The 22,870-nt window shown below is 41.7% G+C and carries 23 protein-coding genes and 1 pseudogene; 21 read left to right on the plus strand and 3 right to left on the minus strand.

From position 1 onward, the window contains the following. Positions 1-197: 197 nt before the first annotated feature. The 10 genes from lacA (at position 198) to PW252_RS01620 (ending at position 9,689) form a co-directional block, all read left to right on the plus strand. On the plus strand, positions 198-620 hold the full coding sequence (gene lacA / locus PW252_RS01575; protein ID WP_018031056.1) for a galactose-6-phosphate isomerase subunit LacA: 423 nt from the start codon (positions 198-200) through the stop codon (positions 618-620). A 26-nt stretch (positions 621-646) separates the two neighbouring features. Beyond that, the gene (gene lacB / locus PW252_RS01580; protein ID WP_018031055.1) at positions 647-1,162 is read left to right on the plus strand and encodes a galactose-6-phosphate isomerase subunit LacB; all 516 of its coding nucleotides are present in this window, start codon (positions 647-649) and stop codon (positions 1,160-1,162) included. Between the two features lie 9 nt (positions 1,163-1,171). Then, positions 1,172-2,104 carry a tagatose-6-phosphate kinase gene (locus tag PW252_RS01585; protein ID WP_248050231.1) on the plus strand — a complete coding sequence of 311 codons (933 nt, stop codon included), beginning with the start codon at positions 1,172-1,174 and terminating at the stop codon, positions 2,102-2,104. A gap of 1 nt (position 2,105) precedes the next feature. Then, complete coding sequence (gene lacD / locus PW252_RS01590) at positions 2,106-3,083, plus strand: tagatose-bisphosphate aldolase (protein ID WP_248050232.1); 978 nt, start codon at positions 2,106-2,108, stop codon at positions 3,081-3,083. Between the two features lie 188 nt (positions 3,084-3,271). Then, complete coding sequence (locus PW252_RS01595; RefSeq protein ID WP_248050233.1) at positions 3,272-4,105, plus strand: PRD domain-containing protein; 834 nt, start codon at positions 3,272-3,274, stop codon at positions 4,103-4,105. Between the two features lie 31 nt (positions 4,106-4,136). Then, the gene (locus tag PW252_RS01600) at positions 4,137-4,454 is read left to right on the plus strand and encodes a PTS lactose/cellobiose transporter subunit IIA (protein ID WP_003048451.1); all 318 of its coding nucleotides are present in this window, start codon (positions 4,137-4,139) and stop codon (positions 4,452-4,454) included. Next, complete coding sequence (locus PW252_RS01605) at positions 4,454-6,133, plus strand: lactose-specific PTS transporter subunit EIIC (RefSeq protein ID WP_248050234.1); 1,680 nt, start codon at positions 4,454-4,456, stop codon at positions 6,131-6,133. The genes PW252_RS01600 and PW252_RS01605 overlap by 1 nt, the downstream gene beginning before the upstream one ends. A 234-nt stretch (positions 6,134-6,367) precedes the next feature. Then, positions 6,368-7,774 (plus strand): 6-phospho-beta-galactosidase, encoded by a 1,407-nt coding sequence (lacG, locus tag PW252_RS01610; protein WP_029173086.1) that lies wholly within the window; start codon positions 6,368-6,370, stop codon positions 7,772-7,774. Positions 7,775-7,838: 64 nt separating this feature from the next. Then, a complete protein-coding gene (locus PW252_RS01615; protein ID WP_248050236.1) occupies positions 7,839-8,732 on the plus strand; it encodes an aldose 1-epimerase family protein in 894 nt (297 codons plus the stop codon). 336 nt (positions 8,733-9,068) lie between these two features. After that, positions 9,069-9,689 carry an AbiU2 domain-containing protein gene (locus tag PW252_RS01620; RefSeq protein ID WP_248050237.1) on the plus strand — a complete coding sequence of 207 codons (621 nt, stop codon included), beginning with the start codon at positions 9,069-9,071 and terminating at the stop codon, positions 9,687-9,689. Positions 9,690-10,079: 390 nt separating this feature from the next. On the opposite strand, the pseudogene PW252_RS01625 reads toward PW252_RS01620, so the two are convergent. The 3 genes and pseudogenes from PW252_RS01625 to PW252_RS01635 all read right to left on the minus strand — a co-directional run. Further along, a pseudogene (locus PW252_RS01625) lies at positions 10,080-10,250 on the minus strand (site-specific integrase); the annotation flags it as partial. Between the two features lie 103 nt (positions 10,251-10,353). Further along, a complete protein-coding gene (locus tag PW252_RS01630; RefSeq protein ID WP_248050239.1) occupies positions 10,354-12,222 on the minus strand; it encodes a heavy metal translocating P-type ATPase in 1,869 nt (622 codons plus the stop codon). Between the two features lie 143 nt (positions 12,223-12,365). Continuing rightward, positions 12,366-12,824, minus strand: coding sequence for a Fur family transcriptional regulator (locus tag PW252_RS01635; RefSeq protein WP_105117353.1), 459 nt, complete (start codon positions 12,822-12,824; stop codon positions 12,366-12,368). A gap of 172 nt (positions 12,825-12,996) precedes the next feature. Here PW252_RS01635 and truA point away from each other — a divergent pair, with 172 nt between their 5' ends. The 11 genes from truA (at position 12,997) to PW252_RS01690 (ending at position 22,750) form a co-directional block, all read left to right on the plus strand. Continuing rightward, complete coding sequence (gene truA, locus PW252_RS01640; RefSeq protein WP_248050240.1) at positions 12,997-13,746, plus strand: tRNA pseudouridine(38-40) synthase TruA; 750 nt, start codon at positions 12,997-12,999, stop codon at positions 13,744-13,746. Beyond that, entirely contained in the window at positions 13,736-14,497 is a 762-nt protein-coding gene (locus PW252_RS01645; RefSeq protein WP_248050241.1) for a bifunctional hydroxymethylpyrimidine kinase/phosphomethylpyrimidine kinase, read from the plus strand. The genes truA and PW252_RS01645 overlap by 11 nt, the downstream gene beginning before the upstream one ends. Then, complete coding sequence (locus tag PW252_RS01650; RefSeq protein WP_248033773.1) at positions 14,487-14,966, plus strand: ECF transporter S component; 480 nt, start codon at positions 14,487-14,489, stop codon at positions 14,964-14,966. Before PW252_RS01645 ends, PW252_RS01650 begins: the two co-directional genes overlap by 11 nt. After that, positions 14,953-15,516, plus strand: a complete 564-nt coding sequence (locus PW252_RS01655) for a TIGR01440 family protein (RefSeq protein WP_248050242.1) — start codon at positions 14,953-14,955, stop codon at positions 15,514-15,516. The genes PW252_RS01650 and PW252_RS01655 overlap by 14 nt, the downstream gene beginning before the upstream one ends. A gap of 249 nt (positions 15,517-15,765) precedes the next feature. Continuing rightward, positions 15,766-16,938, plus strand: coding sequence for an IS110 family RNA-guided transposase (locus PW252_RS01660; protein WP_248050243.1), 1,173 nt, complete (start codon positions 15,766-15,768; stop codon positions 16,936-16,938). A gap of 316 nt (positions 16,939-17,254) precedes the next feature. Further along, the gene (locus PW252_RS01665; RefSeq protein ID WP_248050245.1) at positions 17,255-18,019 is read left to right on the plus strand and encodes a hypothetical protein; all 765 of its coding nucleotides are present in this window, start codon (positions 17,255-17,257) and stop codon (positions 18,017-18,019) included. A 279-nt stretch (positions 18,020-18,298) separates the two neighbouring features. Next, positions 18,299-18,730 carry an Rrf2 family transcriptional regulator gene (locus PW252_RS01670; protein WP_044669829.1) on the plus strand — a complete coding sequence of 144 codons (432 nt, stop codon included), beginning with the start codon at positions 18,299-18,301 and terminating at the stop codon, positions 18,728-18,730. 79 nt (positions 18,731-18,809) lie between these two features. Then, positions 18,810-19,811, plus strand: a complete 1,002-nt coding sequence (locus PW252_RS01675) for an NADP-dependent oxidoreductase (protein WP_248050247.1) — start codon at positions 18,810-18,812, stop codon at positions 19,809-19,811. Positions 19,812-19,838: 27 nt separating this feature from the next. Beyond that, positions 19,839-20,684, plus strand: a complete 846-nt coding sequence (locus tag PW252_RS01680) for an alpha/beta fold hydrolase (RefSeq protein WP_248050248.1) — start codon at positions 19,839-19,841, stop codon at positions 20,682-20,684. Next, a complete protein-coding gene (locus tag PW252_RS01685) occupies positions 20,677-21,546 on the plus strand; it encodes an SDR family NAD(P)-dependent oxidoreductase (protein WP_248050249.1) in 870 nt (289 codons plus the stop codon). The genes PW252_RS01680 and PW252_RS01685 overlap by 8 nt, the downstream gene beginning before the upstream one ends. After that, positions 21,539-22,750, plus strand: coding sequence for an NADH:flavin oxidoreductase/NADH oxidase family protein (locus PW252_RS01690; protein ID WP_248050251.1), 1,212 nt, complete (start codon positions 21,539-21,541; stop codon positions 22,748-22,750). The genes PW252_RS01685 and PW252_RS01690 overlap by 8 nt, the downstream gene beginning before the upstream one ends. The last annotated feature ends 120 nt before the right edge of the window (positions 22,751-22,870 follow it).

Genomic DNA, 22,870 nt, shown 5'->3' on the forward strand with positions numbered 1-22,870 from the left:
AAACCAACAGCAAAATGTTGGTTTTTTGTTTGTATACGAAAAAAATAAACAAAAATAAAACAAAATATGTTGACTTTGTGTTTATTTGGTTGTATAATTTAAACATAAAAAGCGAAAACGCTTTTTCTAAGTTTTGCAAAACAAAGATTTTCTGCCAAATATGGCTACAACTTTCTATTTTTGTTAGGAGATAGGTTATGACAATCATTATCGGTGCTGATCCAGCGGGCTCAAAACTAAAAGACGTTATTAAAGATTATTTGCTAGAAAAATCATATGACTTTAAAGATGTCAGTGATGGAAGTGATTTTGTTGACACAACTTTAGCAGTAGTTGCAGCAGTCAATCAAGAGGAAGGAAATCTTGGTATTGTGATTGATGCTTATGGTGTTGGTCCATTTATGACCGCAACTAAAGTCAAAGGCATGATTGCTGCAGAAGTTTCAGATGAACGTTCTGCCTATATGACAAGAGGACACAACAATTCGCGTATTATTACAATCGGTAGTGAGATTGTAGGAGAAGGAATTGCTAAAAATATCGTTAAAGGATTTGTTGAAGGTGAGTATGATGGCGGCCGTCACCAAATTCGTGTTGATATGCTAAATAAAATGTGCTAATTGTTGTAAATAAAGGAGAATAAGAGATGAAAATTGCAATCGGTTGTGACCACATTGTAACCTATGAAAAAATCGCAGTGGTAGATTATTTGAAAAATCAAGGATATGAAGTATTGGACTTTGGGACTTATGACAATGTTCGTACTCATTACCCGATCTTTGGTAAAAAAGTTGGTGAAGCTGTTGCAAGCGGACAAGCAGATTTGGGAATTTGTATCTGCGGAACAGGTGTTGGAATCAACAATGCTGTAAACAAGGTTCCTGGTGTTCGGTCAGCCTTGGTTCGTGATATGACCTCCGCACTGTACGCTAAGGAAGAGTTAAATGCCAACGTCATTGGTTTTGGAGGGAAAATTACGGGTGAGTTGCTCATGTGTGACATCATTGAAGCCTTCATTAAAGCAGAATACAAACCAACTGAAGAAAACAAACGTTTAATCGAAAAGATAGCTGCAGTTGAAACGCTCAATCAAGAGCAGGCTAATCCAGAGTTCTTTACGGAATTTCTTGAAAAGTGGGATCGTGGAGAATACCACGACTAGGAGGCTCACATGATTTTGACGATCACTTTAAATCCGTCGGTTGATATTTCCTATCAATTGGATGCCTTTCATTTGGATACGGTCAATCGAGTAGAAAAAGTTCAAAAAACAGCTGGTGGTAAGGGACTCAATGTGACACGGGTTTTGAAACAAATCGGTGAAGATGTTGTGGCTACTGGTTTCATTGGTGGTGAGATTGGAAGTTATGTAAAGAAACAACTCACTCGAAAGGATATTAAAAGCTCATTTGTAGAAATCGGGAATGAAACACGTAATTGTATTGCAGTCCTTCATGATGGCAAACAGACGGAGATTTTAGAACAAGGGCCAACTATTCAAGAACATGAAGCCTTGAATTTTATCGAACATCTAGAAATTATCCTGAACAATGTAGATGTAGTTGTCATTTCAGGAAGTTTGCCTAAGGGACTTGCTAGTAGCTACTATGTTAAAATAATTGAACTTTGTAAAAAACGCGGTGTGGCTGTTGTTCTGGATTGTTCTGGTGAGGCGCTGAAAAACGTTTTAGAGAGCCAGCAGAAGCCGACAGTTATTAAGCCGAATACAGAAGAGTTATCACAACTGATTGGTAAAGAAGTTACTGATGATATTCAAGAGTTGAAATCAGTTTTGTCTGGTCAACTTTTCCAAGGAATTGATTGGATAGTCGTCTCATTAGGGGCACAGGGGGCTTTTGCCAAGCACAATGACAAGTTCTATCGTGTCAGAATTCCAAAAATCAAAGTCGTCAATCCAGTAGGGTCAGGAGATTCAACTGTTGCAGGTATTGCAGCAGGTTTGGTACATGCTTTACCTGATGCAGAATTATTAAAAAATGCTAATGTTTTAGGCATGTTAAATGCCCAGGAAGAACAGACGGGTTACGTCAATTTAGAAAATGCAGAATCGTTGTATTCTCAAATCGAAGTCGAAGAGGTATAATATGGTAGTAACAGCAGATAAAAGAAAATACATGGAAAAAGTAAGCAATAAAGCAGGTATTATTTCAGCTTTAGCTTTTGACCAACGTGGAGCCCTGAAAAAAATGATGGCAAAACATCAGGCAGAAGAACCTACTGTGGAGCAGATGGAAGAACTAAAGAAACTAGTTTCAGAGGAATTAACACAGTTTTCTTCCTCAATTCTGTTAGATCCTGAATTTGGTTTGCCAGCATCACGCGCCCGTGACGAACAGTGCGGTTTGCTTTTGGCTTATGAAAAAACTGGCTATGATACCAGCTCAACTAGTCGCTTACCAGATTGCCTAGTAGAGTGGTCTGTAAAACGACTAAAAGAAGAAGGGGCAGATGCCATTAAGTTTCTACTCTACTATGACGTTGATGGTGATCCATACGTCAATCTTCAAAAACATGCCTATATTGAACGCTTGGGTTCAGAATGTCAGGCAGAAGGTTTACCATTCTTCTTGGAAATTTTGAGCTATGATGAAACGATTGAAGACAATGCCAGTGTGGAATTTGCAAAAGTCAAACCTCGAAAAGTAAATGAGGCTATGAAAGTCTTTTCGGATGAACGATTTGGAGTGGATGTTCTCAAGGTAGAAGTACCTGTGAACATGAATTTTGTAGAAGGCTTTGGAACAGGGGAAGTCGTCTATACAAAAGAAGAAGCAGCTGAATATTTCCGTCAACAAGAAGCATCAACTCATTTGCCATACATCTATCTAAGTGCAGGTGTTTCTGCTAAGCTTTTCCAAGATACACTAGTGTTTGCACATGAAGCAGGTGCAAAATTTAACGGTGTTCTCTGCGGTCGTGCGACGTGGGCGGGTGTTGTGCCAGTCTATATTGAACAGGGTGAAGAAGCTGCGCGAGAATGGTTACGTACTGTTGGTCGTGAAAATATCGAGGGACTTGATGCAGTCTTGTCTCAAACAGCAACTTCTTGGCTAGAAAAATAATTGAAAAAATAACCATTTTCTTAAAAGAAAGGGTTTACATTTTCTGAGAATATGCTATAATAATCTCATCAGCAAGAATAGAGTGGATTGTAACTAATTCGATTAGGCAAGACTACAAATGGATTTGAGAGTAGGATATTCTCGGTTTGTTTGTAGTCTTTTTTTGCTTAAAAATATAGGAGGGATATATGTTTAGGATTATACAGTCACTAAATAATAACGCTGCCCTGGTGAAAAATGAACATGGGGAACAGGCAGTCGTGATGGGATTAGGTATAACCTTTCAAAAGAAGAAAGGGGATTTAATTGTTAAGGACAAGATAGAAAATATCTTTTCGCTAAAAAATGATGAAGCCAAAGAAAATTTTCTAACCTTATTAAAAGATATTCCCTTAGATTTTATTTCGGCAACCTACACGGTTATTAATCATCTGGTAGAAACTTATCATTACCCTGTACAAGAATATCTATATGTGACACTGACAGATCATATCTATTGTGCATATCAGGCGGTTTTAAAGAATAGTTATCAAGAAAGTAAGCTACCCAATATTTCAGCCGAATATCCATTGGAATATAAAATGGCGCGTGAAGCCTTAGCTATGTTTCGTGAAAAGTTGCTAAAAGATTTTCCAAATGATGAGATTGGTAGAATTGCACTTCACTTAATCAATGCAAAAGGTGAAACAATTCATCCCACTAGTGAAGAACATGACATCAGTAAGAAAATTATTGCTGAGGTTGAACAAATTTTGATAGAGAATGGGATTAAACGCTCAAAAGAAAATAGTAATTTTTATGATCGCTTTATGATTCATTTGTCCTATTTTCTGAATTACTTAGATAGATCCCATCAGTCAAATGAATCGATTGCTAGTCTGGAACAGTACATCAAGCTCCAGAATCCAAGAGCCCATCAGGTTGGAAGTCAGATTTTTGAGATGATTACATCATTGGTTGATGAGCCGGTAAATGATAGTGAAAGGTTCTATATTGTATTACATATTCAACGGCTATTGTAAATCAATTCAATTTTAAAAGGAGGTTCATATTATGAACAGAGAAGAAATTACGTTATTAGGTTTTGAGATTGTTGCATTCGCTGGTGATGCTCGTTCTCGTTTGATGGAGGCACTGGCTGCTGCTCAAAAAGGCGATTACGCAAAAGCAGAAGAACTAGTTGAAGCGGCCAATGCTTGTATTGTTGAAGCCCACCATGCTCAGACAAGTTTGTTGCAGAAAGAAGCGGCTGGTGAGGATTTAGCCTTTAGTGTGACGCTCATGCATGGTCAAGACCATCTCATGACGACATTATTATTGAAAGATATGATGAGTCATATGATTGAACTGTACAAACGAGGTGATAAATAATGAATAAATTGATTGAATTCATTGAGAAAGGGAAGCCTTTCTTTGAAAAGATTTCGAGAAACCCTTATTTAAGGGCTATCCGTGATGGTTTTATCGCTGCCATGCCGGTTATCTTGTTCTCAAGTATCTTCCTATTGGTGGCTTTTGTTCCTAATATCTTTGGTTTTACTTGGTCTGATGAAGCAGTTGCGGCTATCATGAAACCTTACGGTTATACAATGGGTATTGTAGCTGTCTTAGTTGCAGGAACGACCGCAAAATCTTTGACAGATGCGTTTAACCGTCAATTGCCAAAAACCAATCAGATTAACTTCATTTCAACCATGATTGCCTCAATTTCAGGTTTCTTATTACTGGCTTCTGATGGTATTGAAGGTGGATTTGCCAATGGTTACATGGGAACAAAGGGACTTTTGACAGCCTTTCTAGCAGCCTTCATTACGGTTAATATCTATAAGGTCTGTGTGAAAAACAATGTCACCATTCGTATGCCAGACGAGGTTCCACCGAACGTATCCCAGGCATTTAAAGATGTGATTCCATATGCATTGTCTATCTTTGTCTTGTATGGAATTGATCTTCTGACACGTCAATTCCTTGGAACAAACGTTGCTGAGGCGATTCTGAAATTATTTGAGCCTCTATTTACAGCCGCAGATGGTTATGTTGGTATTACCATTATCTTTGGTGCCTATGCTTTGTTCTGGTTTGTAGGGATTCATGGTCCATCTATTGTGGAACCAGCAATTGCAGCCATTACTTATGCCAATATTGAAACCAACTTCCAGCTTCTACAGGCGGGTCAACATGCGGACAAAATCCTGACTTCAGGTACTCAAATGTTTATCGTGACAATGGGTGGTACAGGTGCTACCTTGGTTGTGCCATTCATGTTTATGTGGTTGACTAAGTCTAAACGAAATAAAGCAATTGGACGTGCTTCAGTTGTTCCAACTTTCTTTGGTGTAAACGAACCGATCTTGTTCGGTGCACCACTTGTACTCAACCCAGTATTCTTTGTTCCATTCATCTTAGCTCCAATTGCTAACGTATGGATTTTCAAATTCTTTGTTGATACGCTTAAAATGAACAGTTTCAGCGTTAACTTGCCATGGACAACTCCAGGACCATTGGGGATTGTAATGGGAACAAACTTTGCTCCACTTGCCTTTGCACTAGCTATCTTATTGGTAGTTGTCGATGTACTTATCTATTATCCATTCTTGAAAGTTTACGATGAGCAAATTCTTGCTGAAGAACAATCAGGGAAAGTTGAAAATAGCTTGAAAGAGAAAGTGGCGGCTAACTTTAATACCGCCAAAGCGGATGCTATTCTTGAAAAGGCTGCGGTCGATACCGAAATTTCTGAACAAACCAACGTTCTGGTACTTTGTGCAGGGGGTGGTACAAGCGGATTGCTTGCCAATGCTCTAACTAAAGCTGCAAAAGAATATGGTGTTCCAGTTACAGCTACAGCAGGAAGCTATGGGGCGCACCGTGAGATTTTGCCAGAGTATCAATTAGTCATCCTTGCACCTCAAGTAGCATCAAACTACGATGACATTAAACAAGAAACCGATGCATTGGGTATTAAACTTGCCAAAACTGAAGGGGCTCAATACATTAAACTCACACGTGATGGTCAAGGTGCTCTTGACTTTGTCAAACAACAGTTTTAGAACCTGTATTCGCAGTTCAGCACTTCCATCTAAGGCTAGTTTTTCAGCTACTCATCGTTAGTTTTTTTCAAAATACAGTCAGTATTCCCTCAAAAAACTGCCTTGATTAGCGAAAAACTATCTCTTATATACAAGCACTTCACTTGTGAATACAGATTCTGAATCAAAAGGGGAGGGAGTTATCATCTCCAACTCCTACCCCTTTATTTATTTTTGATAGAAGAAGGTAGGCATATGGTTAAAACATTACCGAAAGATTTTATATTTGGTGGAGCAACTGCTGCATATCAAGCAGAGGGTGCTACACAGACGGATGGAAAAGGTCGTGTTGCGTGGGACAAGTATCTAGAAGATAATTACTGGTACACTGCGGAACCAGCTTCTGATTTTTATAATCGTTATCCAGTTGATTTAGAACTAAGTGAACAATTTGGGGTAAACGGCATTCGGATTTCAATTGCGTGGTCTCGTATCTTCCCAACAGGCTTTGGAGAAGTGAATCCTAAGGGAGTAGAGTTTTACCATAAATTATTTGCGGAATGCCATAAACGTCACGTAGAACCATTTGTAACGCTTCATCATTTTGACACGCCTGAAACATTGCATTCTAATGGTGACTTTCTAAATCGTGATAACATTGAACACTTCGTCAATTACGCAGCGTTTTGCTTCAAAGAATTCCCTGAAGTTAATTACTGGACAACCTTTAATGAAATCGGTCCAATTGGTGACGGACAGTATCTTGTAGGTAAGTTCCCACCAGGGATTCAGTATGACTTAGCTAAGGTATTCCAATCTCACCATAATATGATGGTTTCACATGCCAAGGCGGTTAAGCTCTACAAGGATGCTGGTTATAGTGGAGAAATTGGTGTTGTACACGCATTACCAACGAAATATCCTTATGATCCAACCAACCCTGACGATGTTCGTGCAGCGGAACTAGAAGATATTATTCATAATAAATTTATCCTCGATGCTACATACTTGGGTTACTATTCTGAAAAAACGCTTGAAGGTGTACGACATATTCTGAAAGTGAATGGTGGGGAATTAGACCTTCGTGATGAAGACTTCGCTGCCTTAGATGCCGCAAAAGATTTGAACGACTTCTTGGGCATCAATTACTATATGAGTGATTGGATGAGAGCTCATGATGGAGAAACGGAAATTATCCATAATGGTAAAGGTGAAAAGGGAAGTTCTAAGTATCAAATCAAGGGAGTTGGTCGTAGAGAATCTCCAGTCGATATTCCGAAAACGGATTGGGATTGGATTATCTACCCACAAGGTCTTTATGATCAAATCATGCGTGTGAAAAATGACTATCCAAACTATAAGAAAATCTACATCACTGAAAACGGCCTAGGCTATAAAGATGAGTTTGTAGATGGTACAGTCTATGATGATGGTCGAATCGACTACGTGAAAAAGCATTTAGAGGTGATTTCAGATGCAATCTCAGATGGTGCCAATGTTAAAGGTTATTTCATCTGGTCCTTGATGGATGTATTTTCTTGGTCAAATGGATACGAGAAACGATATGGATTGTTCTATGTTGACTTTGAGACCCAAGAACGCTATCCAAAGAAAAGTGCTTATTGGTATAAGAAAGTAGCAGAAACACAGGTTATTGAATAAAACTAATACAAGGATGCCTAGCTCAAGTTAGCATCCTTGTTTTCATATAAGGGAGGTAGTTTTTATGTTCGAATTAAAAAATGAGAACTTAACAGCACAATTTTCTGAATTAGGTGGGCAAATTATTTCCATTAAAGACAAGGAGGGTATCGAGTATCTTTGGCAAGGAGATCCGACCTATTGGAGCGGTCAAGCACCAGTTCTATTTCCGATTTGTGGAAGTTTACGAAATGATTGGGCTATCTATGAACCTGCAGAAAGACCGACATTTACAGGCACAATTCCAAGGCATGGACTTGTGAGAAAAATGATGTTCAAAAATGTAAATAGTACAGAGAACTCTTTGGAATTTTCTATTTCATCAAACGAAGAAACCGTGAAAAATTACCCTTTTGAATTTGAACTTTCCATTAACTACTCACTACTTGGCAATACAATTCGAACTGAATATCGGGTGAAAAACCTTGAGGAACATAGAAAGCTACCTTACTTTATTGGAGGTCACCCAGGTTTTAATTGTCCCTTGTTGGATGGTGAGAGTTATGAAGACTATTATTTAGAATTTGAAAAAGTAGAATCTTGTACAGTACCTAGAAGTTTTCCAGAAACTGGCTTACTTGATCTGCGAGACCGCCGGCCATTCTTGGAAAATCAAAAGACCTTGGACTTGTCCTATAAACTGTTTGAGCATGATGCCATAACATTGGATCAATTAGCATCACGAAAGGTAACTTTGAAATCCAAAAATCATCAGAAGAAACTTTCGATTGCATTTGATGATTTTCCATATTTAGTGATTTGGTCAACTACAAATCAGAGTCCCTTTATCGCATTAGAACCATGGAGCGGACTCTCTACTTCATTGGAAGAATCTGACATATTCAATGCCAAACGAAATATTAGTTACGTCGCTCCAAAAGAGGTTGATACAAAATATTTTGATATTATTATTGAGTAAATACCATAGTTAAGTAATTTAAATATTCTACGGAAATCACTCAAAAACTCCACTGGCTGAATATAAGTTAGTGGGGTTTATTGCTTAATTTAATATTATGAAAAATTAAATTAAGTGTTGAAGGGGTTCAGCTATATTTTGAGAAATCTTTATCAATGAATTAATTACAAGATGATAAAGCGATACAAAAATCGTAGTAGATGTATTCCTATGGGGTATGATATACTTAGTGAGAGAGGACATTACATATGCTTGTAATCTCGAAAATATTTTTGAAGCAGAATGAATTATCAATTTGAGTAAAAGTAAGAAGATTTATTAAATAGGTGTTAGCTTATGAATGATTGTGATTTAAAAGATTTTGTAGGAAAGAATTTCGCTGATGAATTACCAGATGATGACTCTAAAATAATGATTCATTTTCATACTATGATCCTTGAACTTAGATCAATAATTGCTGCACTTGAAATAGTAAAAATTGTAAACGATGAGTGGCATGATGGAGTAGTACAATCATCTATTAGATATGATATAGTACGAAATGTAACATATGAATCATTATTTTATAGAGTTGTCTTCGGTATAACTAAAATTTTTGATATCAGAGAAAAAAATGGTATTTTTAAGATTCTATCTAAGTTGAGACATAGTACCAAAGATAGATCTCTTTTATCAATTTTGAATACCATTCAAGAGGGTATTGATAAAGAACAAAAAAATATTGATGAAATCAAATTGCTTCGCGACAAACTCTTGGCTCACTTAGATAAAGAGATGGTCTTTTCAACAGAAAGATTAGACATTGGTATTCTATACTATTATTTTGAGGCTATAGAAATTAAGTCCATATATACAGCTTGTATCGAGTTATATAATACTTTATATGGAGATAATCAGAAACAAGTCGAACTTCCTAAAAGAGAAATAATTTTGAAAAGATTTTTTCTTGAAGAATAACTCGTATTGATTAGTTTTTTTGTCTTCTTATACCGATAAATTTATAAAATACTTGATCTATCATTTTGAATTTGATTAATAAATTATCCATCTATAAGATAAAGTAGGTCAAATTAGTTTGACCTACTGATGACTAGTCTATTTTGTGGTGTTAATTGGTGTCAATTTTATCCAAATTTATGGATTTTAGTCCATTTTTATGGAAGTTTCATTTTTGAAAATGTTGATATAAAGGGATTTGTAAGGGTTGAGGGTTCATAATTTTCAATAGAGAAATTCTCAAAACGTTAAGAACCAGCTACATTACAGCATTTACAACACTTCATGGTTCACACCATGGGGTGTTTTTTTAGCAAAATTCACACCACTTTTCACACCAAATTCACACAATTATTTTTTCAGATTTCGGTAGGTAATTTCTCCAACTGCCATTGGAACAACATTTGAGGTGTTGACATAAATCTGAGTTGTCAAGGTGTCACTGTGGGTTAGAGCCTCTGAAATAGCTTCTAAGCTCATACCTGCTTGTTTGGCTAAAGTTGCTCCAGTATGGTGTGACTTAAGTTATGGCCATATTTATCTTTCTCCATAAAATAGAAAGAATAAACATGATTTACAATGTTTGTCTTCAATTTGAAACCGCCAGTTGCCCGACGGTTTTCTGCTATTTGAAATACAAGAGTCTCAGTCCGTTCAAAATCACCAAAATCGTTGATCCTTCGTGGCCCACCACACCGAGTGGGAGGTTGATAGACTGGAAGAGGTTAGAGATGATAAGAAGGGAAATGACAGACAGGGCAAAGACGATATTTTGCTTGATGATGCTCCGCATTTTCTTAGAGAGACGAATGGAGTAAGGAATTCTCGTCAGATCTTCCATGAGTACGATGTCAGCTGACTCCATAGCGATGTCCGTTCCGCTTCCCATAGCATAGCTGACATTGGCTTGGGCAAGGGCAGGAGCATCGTTGATACCGTCCCCTACCATACCGACTGATGCAAACTCGGTTTGCAGTTCTTGGATAACAGCAGCCTTATCCGTCGGCAGACAGTTGGCAATCACACGGTCAATACCGACCTGACTCGCCACATAACGAGCCGTCTTTTCTTGGTCGCCCGTCAAGAGAATTGGTGTCACCCCCATCTCTTTCAACTGGGCAATCAGCTGCTTGCTCTCAGGCTTCAAACTGTCTTCCACCATGAAGATCGCCACTAGCACATCATTTTGGCTGACATAAACCAGGGTTTTCCCAGTGCTCTCCGCCTCATCGATTTGCGTCAGCAAGTCAGCAGACAGCGGACTTACCAAACTATCTACCACAAAACCCGCCTTACCGATTTTCCAGTTGTCGCCCTCATAGACCGCCACCAATCCTTTACCGGTCACGTCTTCTAGGCTTTGGAGGGCAATAGCAGAGCTGTTAGCCGTATAGGTCATGAGAGCTTGAGCGATTGGGTGACTCGATTGTTTTTCAACTGCCTGAACGACTTCCTTGATCAGCTTTTCATCGCCAAGATAGGTCGCACCGACAACCTCAGGTTTCCCAATGGTCAATGTGCCTGTCTTGTCGAAGACGATGGCCTCTAGATTGGCAATCTTGTCCGCAATGTCACCTCCCTTGATAATCATGCCCTTGCGTGCCGCACGGCTGATGGCAGAAAGTGTCGCCGGTGAAGAAGAAGCTACCAGTGCACATGGAGAAGCGATGGTCAAGAGAATCATACCACGATAGAAGGCAGTCAACCAGTTCCAGCCCAGAGCAAAATGAGCAAAGAGGATAAAGAGCGGTACCACCACCAAGACAACCTTGACATAGGTATCTTCCATATTTTCAATGAAAGTCGCTGTTTTTGATTTGGATTCTTGGGCATTTTCGACCATCTGGACGATTTTATCGAAGAGGGCATCTCCTTTCTCAGCCGTAACCTGTACGGTCACAGTTGGTCCCTGGTTGATAGTGCCGCCGATAACAGCCGCACCAGCTCCTTTTTCCGCAGGAAGTGGCTCACCTGTAATCATGGATTCGTCAAAGATGGACTGCGGACTGATGAGGGTGGCATCCAGTGGCACAGTGTCACCCTTGCGGACTTGTAAGAGGTCGCCAATGTGAATAGCTGCTGTGTCCAAAACAGTGATATCCCCGTTTTCCTCGATTTTACGAGCCGTTGGAGGCGTCATGTTCATGAGGGCTGCGATAGCATTCTTGCTTTTTTCCATGGCTAATTCTTCCAGAGTAGAAGACAGGGAGAAGATGAAGATGAGCAGGGCTCCTTCCATCCAGTAGCCGATGAGGCCAGATCCGATAGCCGCCAAAATCATGAGCAGGTCAACAGACAGGTGTTTGTCAACCAACAATTCTGTCAGTCCTTCCTTGGCTGACTGGTAGCCTCCGATGACAAAGGCTGAAATGAAGAGGATGGGTGCCCATCCTTGCTCGGTCTGTAGCAGGATTATCCCTACCAGGATAAATACTAGGCAGACAGCAGTTGTGATAATGTGACTATTCTGTTTAAATTGTTGTGTTAGTGTCATAAAAAATTCCTCGAAATATCTTTCTATGACTTAATTATAACAATTACAAATAAAATGTCAAGCTTAATTACAATAATTCTAAATAAGATTTTTCAGACAATTCCAAGGAAAGAAAAAAGAGCGAAATATTTCGCTCTGCTATTTTATGACTTATTAGATTGGCAATCAGGACAGATACCATAGATAGCTAGGACCTCTTTTGTGACCTTATAACCTGTCTGGTCTTGGGCTTCTTTTTTCAGACTAGGTAGTTCGATATCCATAAAGTCTGTAATTTTTCCGCACACTTCACAAATAATATTGAGGTGATCATGACCCATAAAGTCATAATAGGTCGTATTATCATTGGTTCGTTTGATTTCTGTTACAAATCCTTCTTCCAACAGAAGTTTCAGGTTGTTGTAAACAGTGGCTAGGCTCATTCCTGGGTAGTCTGGTAGAAGATCTTGGTAAATCATTTCAGCACTTGGGTGGTCATCGCTTTCGATGATGTAGGCTACAACAGCCTTACGAGTCGAAGTGATACGAACTCCTTTTTCCTTAAGGTGTTGGATGACGTGGTCGAAATCCGCTTGATGGTCACTACTATGATGGTGGGTCATGCTTCCCTCCTTTCTACGATGTAATAATAACAATTCTAAATTTCAATTCCTGTTTTCATTATAGTGTATTTTCTTAGCTCTGTCAATCTAATAGGAGGTTGAACGTCTGTGCTAGGACAGTTGTTGTTTTATAGGCTTGTTTTTCTAAGTTTGCTTGTGCTACAATCAGAACATGACACGATATAAGGCAATTATTTCCTACGACGGCCATGATTTTTCTGGTTTTCAGCGCCAGCCCCATGCCCGTACCGTTCAGGAAGAAATCGAAAAAACGTTAGTAAGATTGAACAGTGGCCAGCCAGTAATCGTTCATGGAGCAGGTCGGACAGATGCGGGGGTCCACGCCTACGGTCAGGTGATACACTTTGACTTGGCTGGCAGTCGAGATGCTGAGAAGCTCCGCTTTGCCCTTGATACTCAAACACCTGAGGATATTGATGTAGTCAGTGTGGAGCAGGTGGCGGATGATTTTCATTGTCGCTACGCCAAGCACAGCAAGACCTACGAGTTTCTGGTGGATATTGGGCGACCTAAGAATCCCATGATGCGCCACTATGCGACCTTTTATCCCTATGATTTGGACTTGAGCTTGATAGAAGAAGCTATTCAGGACTTGGTGGGGACCCATGATTTTACAGGCTTTACGGCTTCAGGGACCTCGGTTGAGGACAAGGTACGGACCATCACAGCGGCAAACATGGAATACGACCAGCGGCGGCAGTTTTTGATTTTTACCTTTTCAGGCAACGGTTTTTTGTATAAGCAGGTGCGGAATATGGTTGGGACCTTACTGAAAATTGGCAATGGTCGCATGCCTGTTGGGCAGATTAAACGGATTTTGGCAGAAAAGGATCGTGGTTTGGCGGGTCCGACTGCGGCAGGAAATGGCCTCTATCTAAAGGAGATTATCTATGAAGACTAAGTATATTTTGGCGCTTTCGGGCAACGATATTTTTAGCGGTGGCGGCCTCCATGCGGATCTGACGACCTATACGGTTCATGGCCTGCATGGCTTTGTGGCGGTGACCTGCTTGACAGCTATGACGGAAAAAGGTTTCGAGGTCATTCCGACGGATGCGGCGGTATTTGCCCAGCAGCTGGCTAGTTTGAAGGATGTCCCCTTTTCTGCGATTAAGATCGGCTTGCTTCCCACGGTGGACATAGCAGAGCAGGCCTTGGAGTTTATCAAGGCTCACCAGGATATTCCTGTGGTTTTGGATCCGGTCTTGGTCTGCAAGGAAACGCATGATACCGAGGTCAGCCAGTTGCGAGATGAACTTTTGAAATTCCTTCCCTATGTCAGCATTATCACACCAAACCTGGCAGAAGCTCAGCTATTGCTCCAAAAAGACATCAAAACGGTGGAGGAGATGAAGCAGGCGGCGGTGGCGCTTTATGACTTGGGAGCCAAGGCGGTGGTCATCAAGGGAGGCAACCGCTTGGGTGGCTCAGAGGCGGTCGATGTTTTCTACGACGGTCAGGAAGTGGTGGTGCTCCAGTCCCCTCTGCTGTCAGAAAACAATGTAGGGGCAGGCTGTACCTTTGCGTCCAGCATTGCCAGTCAGCTCTTGCTGGGTCAAGATCCTTTAGAGGCAGTCAGACTGTCCAAGCACTTTGTCCATACAGCTATTTCAAAATCAGATCAATATGGGGTAATTCAATATGAGAAATAAAAAAACACAAGAATTAGTATTATTAGCTATCTTAACAGCCTTGACCCTGGTCTTGGCCCATGTTCATATGCCGACCCTATCCGGCTTTGTCACACTTTTGGATGTGGGAGTTTACTTTACAGCCTTTTACTTGGGCAAGAAAGAAGGAGCTATTGTCGGTGGTTTGGCAGGGCTCTTGATAGATTTCTTGCTGGGCTATCCCCAGTGGGCCTTCTTTAGCTTGGTCTTCCACGGGGCTCAGGGTTATTTTGCGGGTTGGACAGGCAAGAAACGGATTCTCGGTTTAGTCTTGGCGACGCTCTCTATGGTTGGGGGTTACTACCTGGCATCTCGGATTTATTTTAACGACCTCAAAGCCATTGAAAGTGTTTTTGGCAATAGCATGCAAAACTTTGTCGGGATGGGTTTAGGGTTTGCAGTGGCTAAATTAGTTGAGAAAAGCGGTGCTATTAACTATGTCACTCGATAAAATCAAAGTTCAAACCCAGCAAGTTATCGAAGAGGTCCTAGAACTCAGCAATCTTCAAAAGGGGCAGATATTTGTTCTAGGTTTGTCTTCTAGTGAGGTCATCGGTGGGCATATTGGAAAAAATTCCAGTCTGGAAGTTGGTGAGGTGGTTGTTGAAACCATCTTGGAAATCCTGGAGCCAAAAGGTATCTATCTAGCTGTCCAAGGCTGTGAACATCTCAATCGTGCCTTGGTGGTGGAGCGTGAATTGGCAATCCAGAAGGATTTGGAAATAGTCAATGTCTTGCCCACCCTTCATGCAGGTGGTTCTGGACAGTTGGCGGCCTTCAAGTATATGAAGGACCCGGTGGAAGTCGAGTTTATCACTGCTCAGGCCGGTGTAGACATTGGCGACACAGCTATTGGTATGCACATCAAGCACGTCCAAGTTCCGATTAGACCTAGCCTGCGTGAAATTGGACAGGCTCATGTTACCGCCCTTGCCAGCCGACCAAAACTAATCGGCGGAGCTCGTGCGGCTTATCAGGAAGATACCATACGGAAGAATTAGGAGGCTGGGAAAGACATCCATGATGGCTTCGCCCTCACCCACAGAATAATGAAAACGAACATAAGCCCTCACTAGGTGTATAATCTTAGTGAGGGCTTTGTGGTTGACGAGTTAATGATGTTAGTCATCGCGGGAAAAACTAACCCACTCTACTGACGAGCACCCCAGAATATGCGATAGGCATGAGTATAAAAATACGACTAAAATTCGGTAGATAAGCTCTCTAATTTTTAGAAGGAGGGAATTGTCATGGATGTTCTCTATCAATCTTGTGCAGGTATTGATGTCCATCAAGCCAATATCGTTGTCTGTATCCTACACGGACCACTCACCTCAACTCGTCCAAAGCGTGAGATGGCTACGTTTGATACAAGGACTAAAGGCCTACGTGCTTGCCACGATTTTCTCAGTCAATTTCATGTGGAAGCTGTTGGTATGGAAAGTACAGGTGTTTATTGGCGACCTGTCTGGCATGCTCTATGTGGTGACTTCAAGTTGATACTCGCTCAACCAGCCCACATGAAGGCTATTCCAGGTCAGAAAACCGACAAGAAGGATGCTCACTGGATTGCCAAATTAACACGGATTGGTCTGCTTCCTCGGAGTTTCGTTCCCGATGAAACTATTCAAGAATTGAGGGAGTTGACCAGACAACGAAAACATTATGTGGAAAGTCGCAATCGAGAAACAAACCGTATCCATAAAATTCTTCAATCAGGTGGTATCAAGCTAACAACCTATATCGAAGATATAATGGGACTATCTGGCCGCAATCTCCTTCAGCTACTGGTTGATGGGACGCCTATCACACCTCGCATTGTCCATCAATCAGTTTACACCAGCTTGAAGAAGAAAGTACCGCAGCTTATGGAAGCCTTGGATGGCTATTTTTCTGACCATCACCGCTTTATGTTAAAGCAGTCATTGGAGATTTATGATTTTTATCAGAAGCAGATTGGGTTGTTGGAAGAGCGAATGAATGTCTATCTATCACAATATGAAAACCATGTAGAGATATTGGATTCCATCCCAGGCATTGATATCATTACAGCTTCTGTTATCATTTCTGAGGTTGGTGTTGACATGAGTCAGTTTCCTACTGCTGGACATTTAGCTTCTTGGGCTGGACTTTGTCCAGGTAATAATGAGAGTGCTGGTAAAAAACGAAGCACCAAGATTCGACACGGAAATTCTTATTTGAAGAAATGTTTATGCCAAGCCGCTTTCGCCGCCAGGAACCAAAAAGGTAGTCCTCTAGCTGAACGATTTTATCAGATTCAAAGTCGGCGTGGTTCACAAAAAGCAACAATTGCCCTTGCACATCAATTATTAAAAATAGCTTATATCCTCTTACAAGAGCAGATAACGTATCCTGAATTTTTAGCACAGAAAAAGACTACTAGGGACGAGCTAGTAGTCTAACATAAAAAATTTTTTCGCTTTGATTATATCATAGGGAGGGAATTTTTGCATTCTTTTGAGTTTTCGTATAAAATTCCTGGCCTCCTTAGTTTTTTTCAATCGTTAAACTTGACGCAGTGGTTGAGTGGGCTCTAATTAGCTGATTTTATCAGCTTTTACAGCCCTACTCAACTGTGCGGGGGTGGGACGACAAAATCGAACCCTGCGGGTTACCGATTTTTGTCCCACTCCCTTTTTTTGAGCCAAATCCTTGCCAAGAGGTCTGGCTTATGCTAAACTTGTTCCTGTAAATGATACAAGAACAAAGAGAGAAAACATGACAAAAGGATACCAACAACGATTTTCACTGTCCATTTTATTATGGATGCGTCAGGATAAAGCACGTCAAGAGGGGATGGACTACTGGAGTGGCGGTCATGCACAGATTATCGCAGCTTCACCGGGTCTACTAGAATACCGCCAGCAACATTTGAGTGCGACAGAACATAGTTTTTGGCCGAAAGCGACAGGCTTGGAGACGGCTATTCCAGAAGACCGTCGGATTGATGGCATTGCGGAAGTGACTTACCAGAAGTTATTGGCACCAATAGGCGGTCGCCGTCAGACGGCTCTTGCATTTGAAGATGAGGTCAATGTTTTCCGTCGGACCTTGATGCACATGGGCTTCCCATATTCATCACGTTGGTATCATACCAGCACTCAGGCCCCAACCCAACTGCGTGATGTCCTTTACTTCCGTCGCAAAGATGGTGTGAAGAGCGGCAGCTTCAAAACATTTGTTCAAGATGGACTTGCCAGTCAACTGGCAACTATCCCTGAGGTAACGGAAGTACGGACACAGGTCTATCTTCCTTGGAATAAAGCGACTTGGAATACCCCCAATGTTGCCCATGACAATCCTAAAGAAGACCATCTTCATGCCTCTATCATCCTAGGTTTTGCGGATCAGGCTGCAAGAGAGGCCTTCTATGCCAACCTAGCTCCGCAGTTGAATGCAGAAGTGGTGCAATACGCCTCAGCAGTCCACGTCTATCATATAGAAAAAACCTTGCCATTTGTCCTAGACGGCAAACGCATGTAAGACAAGCAACTTCTTGGTAGAATGCTTAATAAAAAAATATAGTCGAATGAATGAGCTTTCAGACAAGGAACTGAGGTGCAGGTTGCTAGAATAGCCTAGAGGCTGTTCTAGGTTGGAAATAAGACTTGCGAAGCAAGTCACATTCGTAGAGTACGGCAAGCCGAAAGTGACGAAGTATCAAAGTTAATTCAAATGACTATAAAGCAAAAGACTTGCCAAGAAGTCTAACTTATGATAAACTTGTTCTTGTAGTTGATACAAGAACATAAAGGAGACCGAATGGATACAAAGTTTTCAGTAGCCCTTCATATACTGACCATGATCAGTGAGAGTAAGGAAATACTTAGCTCGCAAGCCTTAGCTGAGAGCGTTGGTACCAATGCCAGCTATATCCGCAAGGTGATTGCACTTTTGAAAAATGCAGGCTTAATCACCTCGCACCAAGGGCGATCAGGATACCAATTGAGCAAGTCCCCTAAGGATATTAGCTTATTGGAAATCTACCTTGCGACGCAAGAAGTGGAGCATATTCGCCTATTTCAGATACACCAGAATGCCAATCTTACTTGTCCGGTTGGGCAGCATATAGAAGGTGCAATGGTTCCCATCTTTTCCAGCGTTGAACAAGAACTGGAACATCAACTCAGTCGTCAATCCTTAGATAATGTGATTGATAATCTCTATCAATCCGCACAAGAAACCCGAATCTGACCGAGGTCAGATTTTATAAAACCAAACTTGAACCTGTAAGTGATACAGGAACAAATAATATTAAAGAAAAGAGAAGAACATGAAAGCAGCACAACACACAGCTTATAACAAAAACAATATCACCCTTAACCTTACAGAAATTGCTAAACCACAAATCAAATCGAACCAAGTCCTTGTCAAAGTCACCGCAGCAGGCGTTAATCCATTGGACAACATGATTTCACGTGGAGATGTGAAATTGATTGTCCCTTACAAATTGCCACAAACAGCTGGAAATGAAGTGGTTGGCTTGGTTGAAGAAGTAGGTTCAAGCGTGACGACATTTGCGGCAGGTGATCGTGTCTTCGGTCGTCTTCCACTTGATAGTATCGGTGCTTTCGCTGAGTATGTAGCGGTTGACGCTCAGGCTCTTGCTAAGGTTCCTGCCTACTTGACAGATGAAGAAGCGGCTGCTGTTCCTTTGACAGCTTTGACCATCATGCAGGCTCTCGACCTCATGGGTGCTGAGGCAGGCAAGACTATCTTCATCTCAGGCGGAACTGGTGGTGTCGGCGGTATGGCTATCCCGATTGCCAAAGCCAAGGGCTTGACCGTTATCACGAATGGCGATGGGGCAAATGCAGAGCGGGTATTGGCATTGGGTGCAGACCAGTTTATCGATTACAAGACAGAAGATTACACCAAAACACTTAGCAATGTTGACTATGTCTTGGACACACTTGGTGGTGCAGAAACGGAAAAACAAATGTCAATCATGAAAAAAGGTGGACAGCTGGTTTCCCTTCGTGCCATGCCAAATGGTGAATTTGCCAAGCGCATGAATTTGCCAAAATGGAAACAAATCTTGTTTGGCCTAGCTGGTCGTCAATTTGACAAAATGGCTAAGAAATACAGTGTTCACTACCATTTCATTTTCGTAGAGAGCAATGGTCGCCAACTGCAAGAAGTAGCAGACATTTTCAGCAAGCTCGAAATTAAACCGTCTATCGATACCGTGTATCCATTTGAAGAAGTCAACGCAGCACTTGATAAGGTTGCCAACGGTCGTTCACGCGGAAAAACCGTCCTCAGTTTCAACTAAGACAATAAGATATACAAGGAAAAAATCATGTCATATATTACAACTAAAAACCAATACATCACCGTTTCAAACAATAAAATCGCCTACCGTGAGCTCAGCAAGGGCAAGTCTGACATCCCTTTGGTCATGCTGGTTCACCTAGCCGCGACCTTGGACAACTGGGATCCAAAATTGCTGGATTTGCTGGCTGAAAAGCACCATGTAATTGTCCTAGACCTTCCTGGCGTGGGAGCTAGTCAGGGCAAGGTGGCTCCGAATATTCCAGGAATGGCTGAGCAGGCTGTTACCATTATCAAGGCTTTGGGTCATGAAAAAATCAATTTGCTGGGTCTGTCTATGGGTGGTTTTATTGCTCAAGAAATCGTTCGTCTGGATAGTCAATTGGTCAACCGCTTGATTTTAGCAGGTACAGGTCCTCGTGGTGGTTTTGAAGTCGATAAGGTGACCGGAAAAACCTTCCGCTATATGCTGAAGGCTGGTTTGGAGCGTGTCGATCCGAAACGCTACATCTTCTACAATCATGATGAAGCAGGTCGTTTGGAGGCAGAAAAAGTCTTGGGTCGTATGGGGCAAAGAAGTGCTGCTCATGCAGATAAGAACATGAATGTTCCAGGATTTTTGACCCAGCTGAAAGCTATCAAACGCTGGGGAAGAGAGCCACAAGACGACATGACCTTTATCACCCAGCCAACTCTGATCGTTAACGGTGATAAGGATATGCAGGTTCCAACAGAAAATTCTTACACCATGCATGAGAAGATCAAAAATAGCCAACTGATCATCTATCCAAATGCAGGACACGGCTCGATCTTCCAAAATGCAGAAGAGTTTTCAAAAACCTTACTAGCCTTTTTGGAGGAAAGCAATGCCTAAAACCATTTTAATCACAGGATCGACAGATGGAATCGGCAAACACCTAGCCATGAAACTAGCTAGTGAAGGTCATGAAGTGATCTTGCACGGGCGAAATAGCGAAAAGCTCCGTGTAGCCCTCAGTGATATTCAACTAAAGACAGGAAATAAAAAGATTCACGGCTATCTTGCAGATTTTTCCAAGTTAGCAGATGTCTATCGTTTCAGCCAAGAGATTAAACGAGATTTTGAGCAGATTGATGTCTTGTTAAATAATGCGGGTGCTTACTTTGGTGATGCTCGCGTGGCAACGGCAGAAAATATTGAGATGACCTTTATGCTGTCTGTCCAAGTTCCATATATCTTGACGACGGAATTGCTGCCCTTGCTGGAAAAAGCAGGAGGCAGGGTTATTCACACCTCTTCCTTCATGCACCATTTTGCACAAACCAAAGGCTTGGATTTTGGTTTAGAGCAGAGCTATTCTGCAGCCATGGCTTACAATAATGCCAAGCTTTACACCATTTGGCTGGCAATAGCTCAGGCAGAGGCCTTAGAAAAGCAAGGGGCATCTGTGACCGTCAATGCCTACCATCCTGGCTTGATTGCGACAAATTTGGGCAATGATGGCATCAAACGCAACCTGAAAAGTCGGATTCTTACCAGTCTGATGAAACTATTTTCCAAGGATTTGGACCAGGGGATTGAAACGGGTTACTACTTAAGCTTGTCACCAGAGGTGACTGGAGTATCAGGTCGTTATTTTGCGGAGAAAAGGTTGGCTAAGGTCAGCTTGAAAGGATTTGATTTGGCAAAGAGCCAAGCCTTACTAGCCTATCTTGATAAGAAAATCCAAGCATTTAAGGAGAGCTACGGTGACTAAGATTTTGTTAGAAAACCTCCAACTGCCCAATGGTCAGGTCTTAGATAATCGCTTTTTCAAATCCGCCATGAGCGAAACCCTGGCAGATAGTCAGGGAGCTCCCTCGGATGACTTGATTTCCTTATATGATTTTTGGGGCAAGCAGGGAATGGGCGTCTTAGTGACAGGCAATGTCATGGTGGACGGCCGCTACCTTGGTGAGCCGGGCAATGTGGTCCTTGATTCAGACGCTCATCTGGCTCAATTTCGGAAATGGGCAGCCGTTGGGAAAAAGAACGGTGTGCCTATCTGGCTCCAGCTCAATCACCCTGGCAAACAGATGTATCGGTCGATCAATCAAACTCCGATTGCACCCAGTGCCATTCCGATTTCTGGAGGCTCAGCTTCTGCCTTTCGTCCACCGAGAGAAATGACCGTGTTTGACATCAAAGAAGTTAGAGATAAATTTATTGCAGCAGGCCTTCGGGCAAAAGCAGCAGGATTTACAGGTGTACAGTTACACGCTGCACATGGTTACTTGATCAATCAATTCCTCTCACCAGCAGATAATCAGCGGACGGACCGCTATGGTGGCAATCTGGACAATCGTATGCGCTTTTTGGTGGAAGTCTATCAAGGTCTGCGTGACAAAGTGGGACCAGATTTTACCATCGCCTTGAAATTGAATGCTTCTGATTTTAAGGAAGAGGGCTTTGGTTTTGAAGATTGTAAGCATGTGGTGAAAACCATGTCTGACTTGGGTATCGACCTGATTGAAATTTCAGGTGGCAATTATGAGGCACCTGTCTTTGGCAGTGACTATGAGAATGGTGCTGGATTTGTCACCTACGCCCTTACTCTAGCAGATTTGACTTCTGTTCCTATTGTTTCAACGGGCGGTTTCCGAAAAGTCACGCAGATGGAGGAGGCTATTAAGGATGGTGTGTCCATGATTGGCCTTGCCAGACCCTTTGTCCTTCGTGCAAGTCTAGTCAATGATTACCGTCAAGGCGGTGATGTGCAACTGACAACGCCTCGCCTGACAACAGGTCTTCCAAAACTGGATAAGGCCCTTGGTCCCATTATCGGTGTCAGTTATTACGAGGCCCAGATGAAACGCTTGGCCAAGGGAAAAGCTGTCACCGTCAGTCAACATGCCTGGCCCTATCTTCTCCAAACCGTCAAGGCACACGGCCTGTCAGCCTTGAAACCGAGGAGGAAGTAGAATAGACTAGAAAAGATTTGAGAGTTCATCTCAGATCTTTTTTCTACGATAAATGAACCTGCCAACAATTTTCAAAAAAGTTGTAACAAAACAATTTACAACAAAAACCATTTCGGAGGA

Source organism: Streptococcus sp. 29887 (assembly GCF_032595075.1).
GTDB classification, from domain to species: domain Bacteria; phylum Bacillota; class Bacilli; order Lactobacillales; family Streptococcaceae; genus Streptococcus; species Streptococcus iners.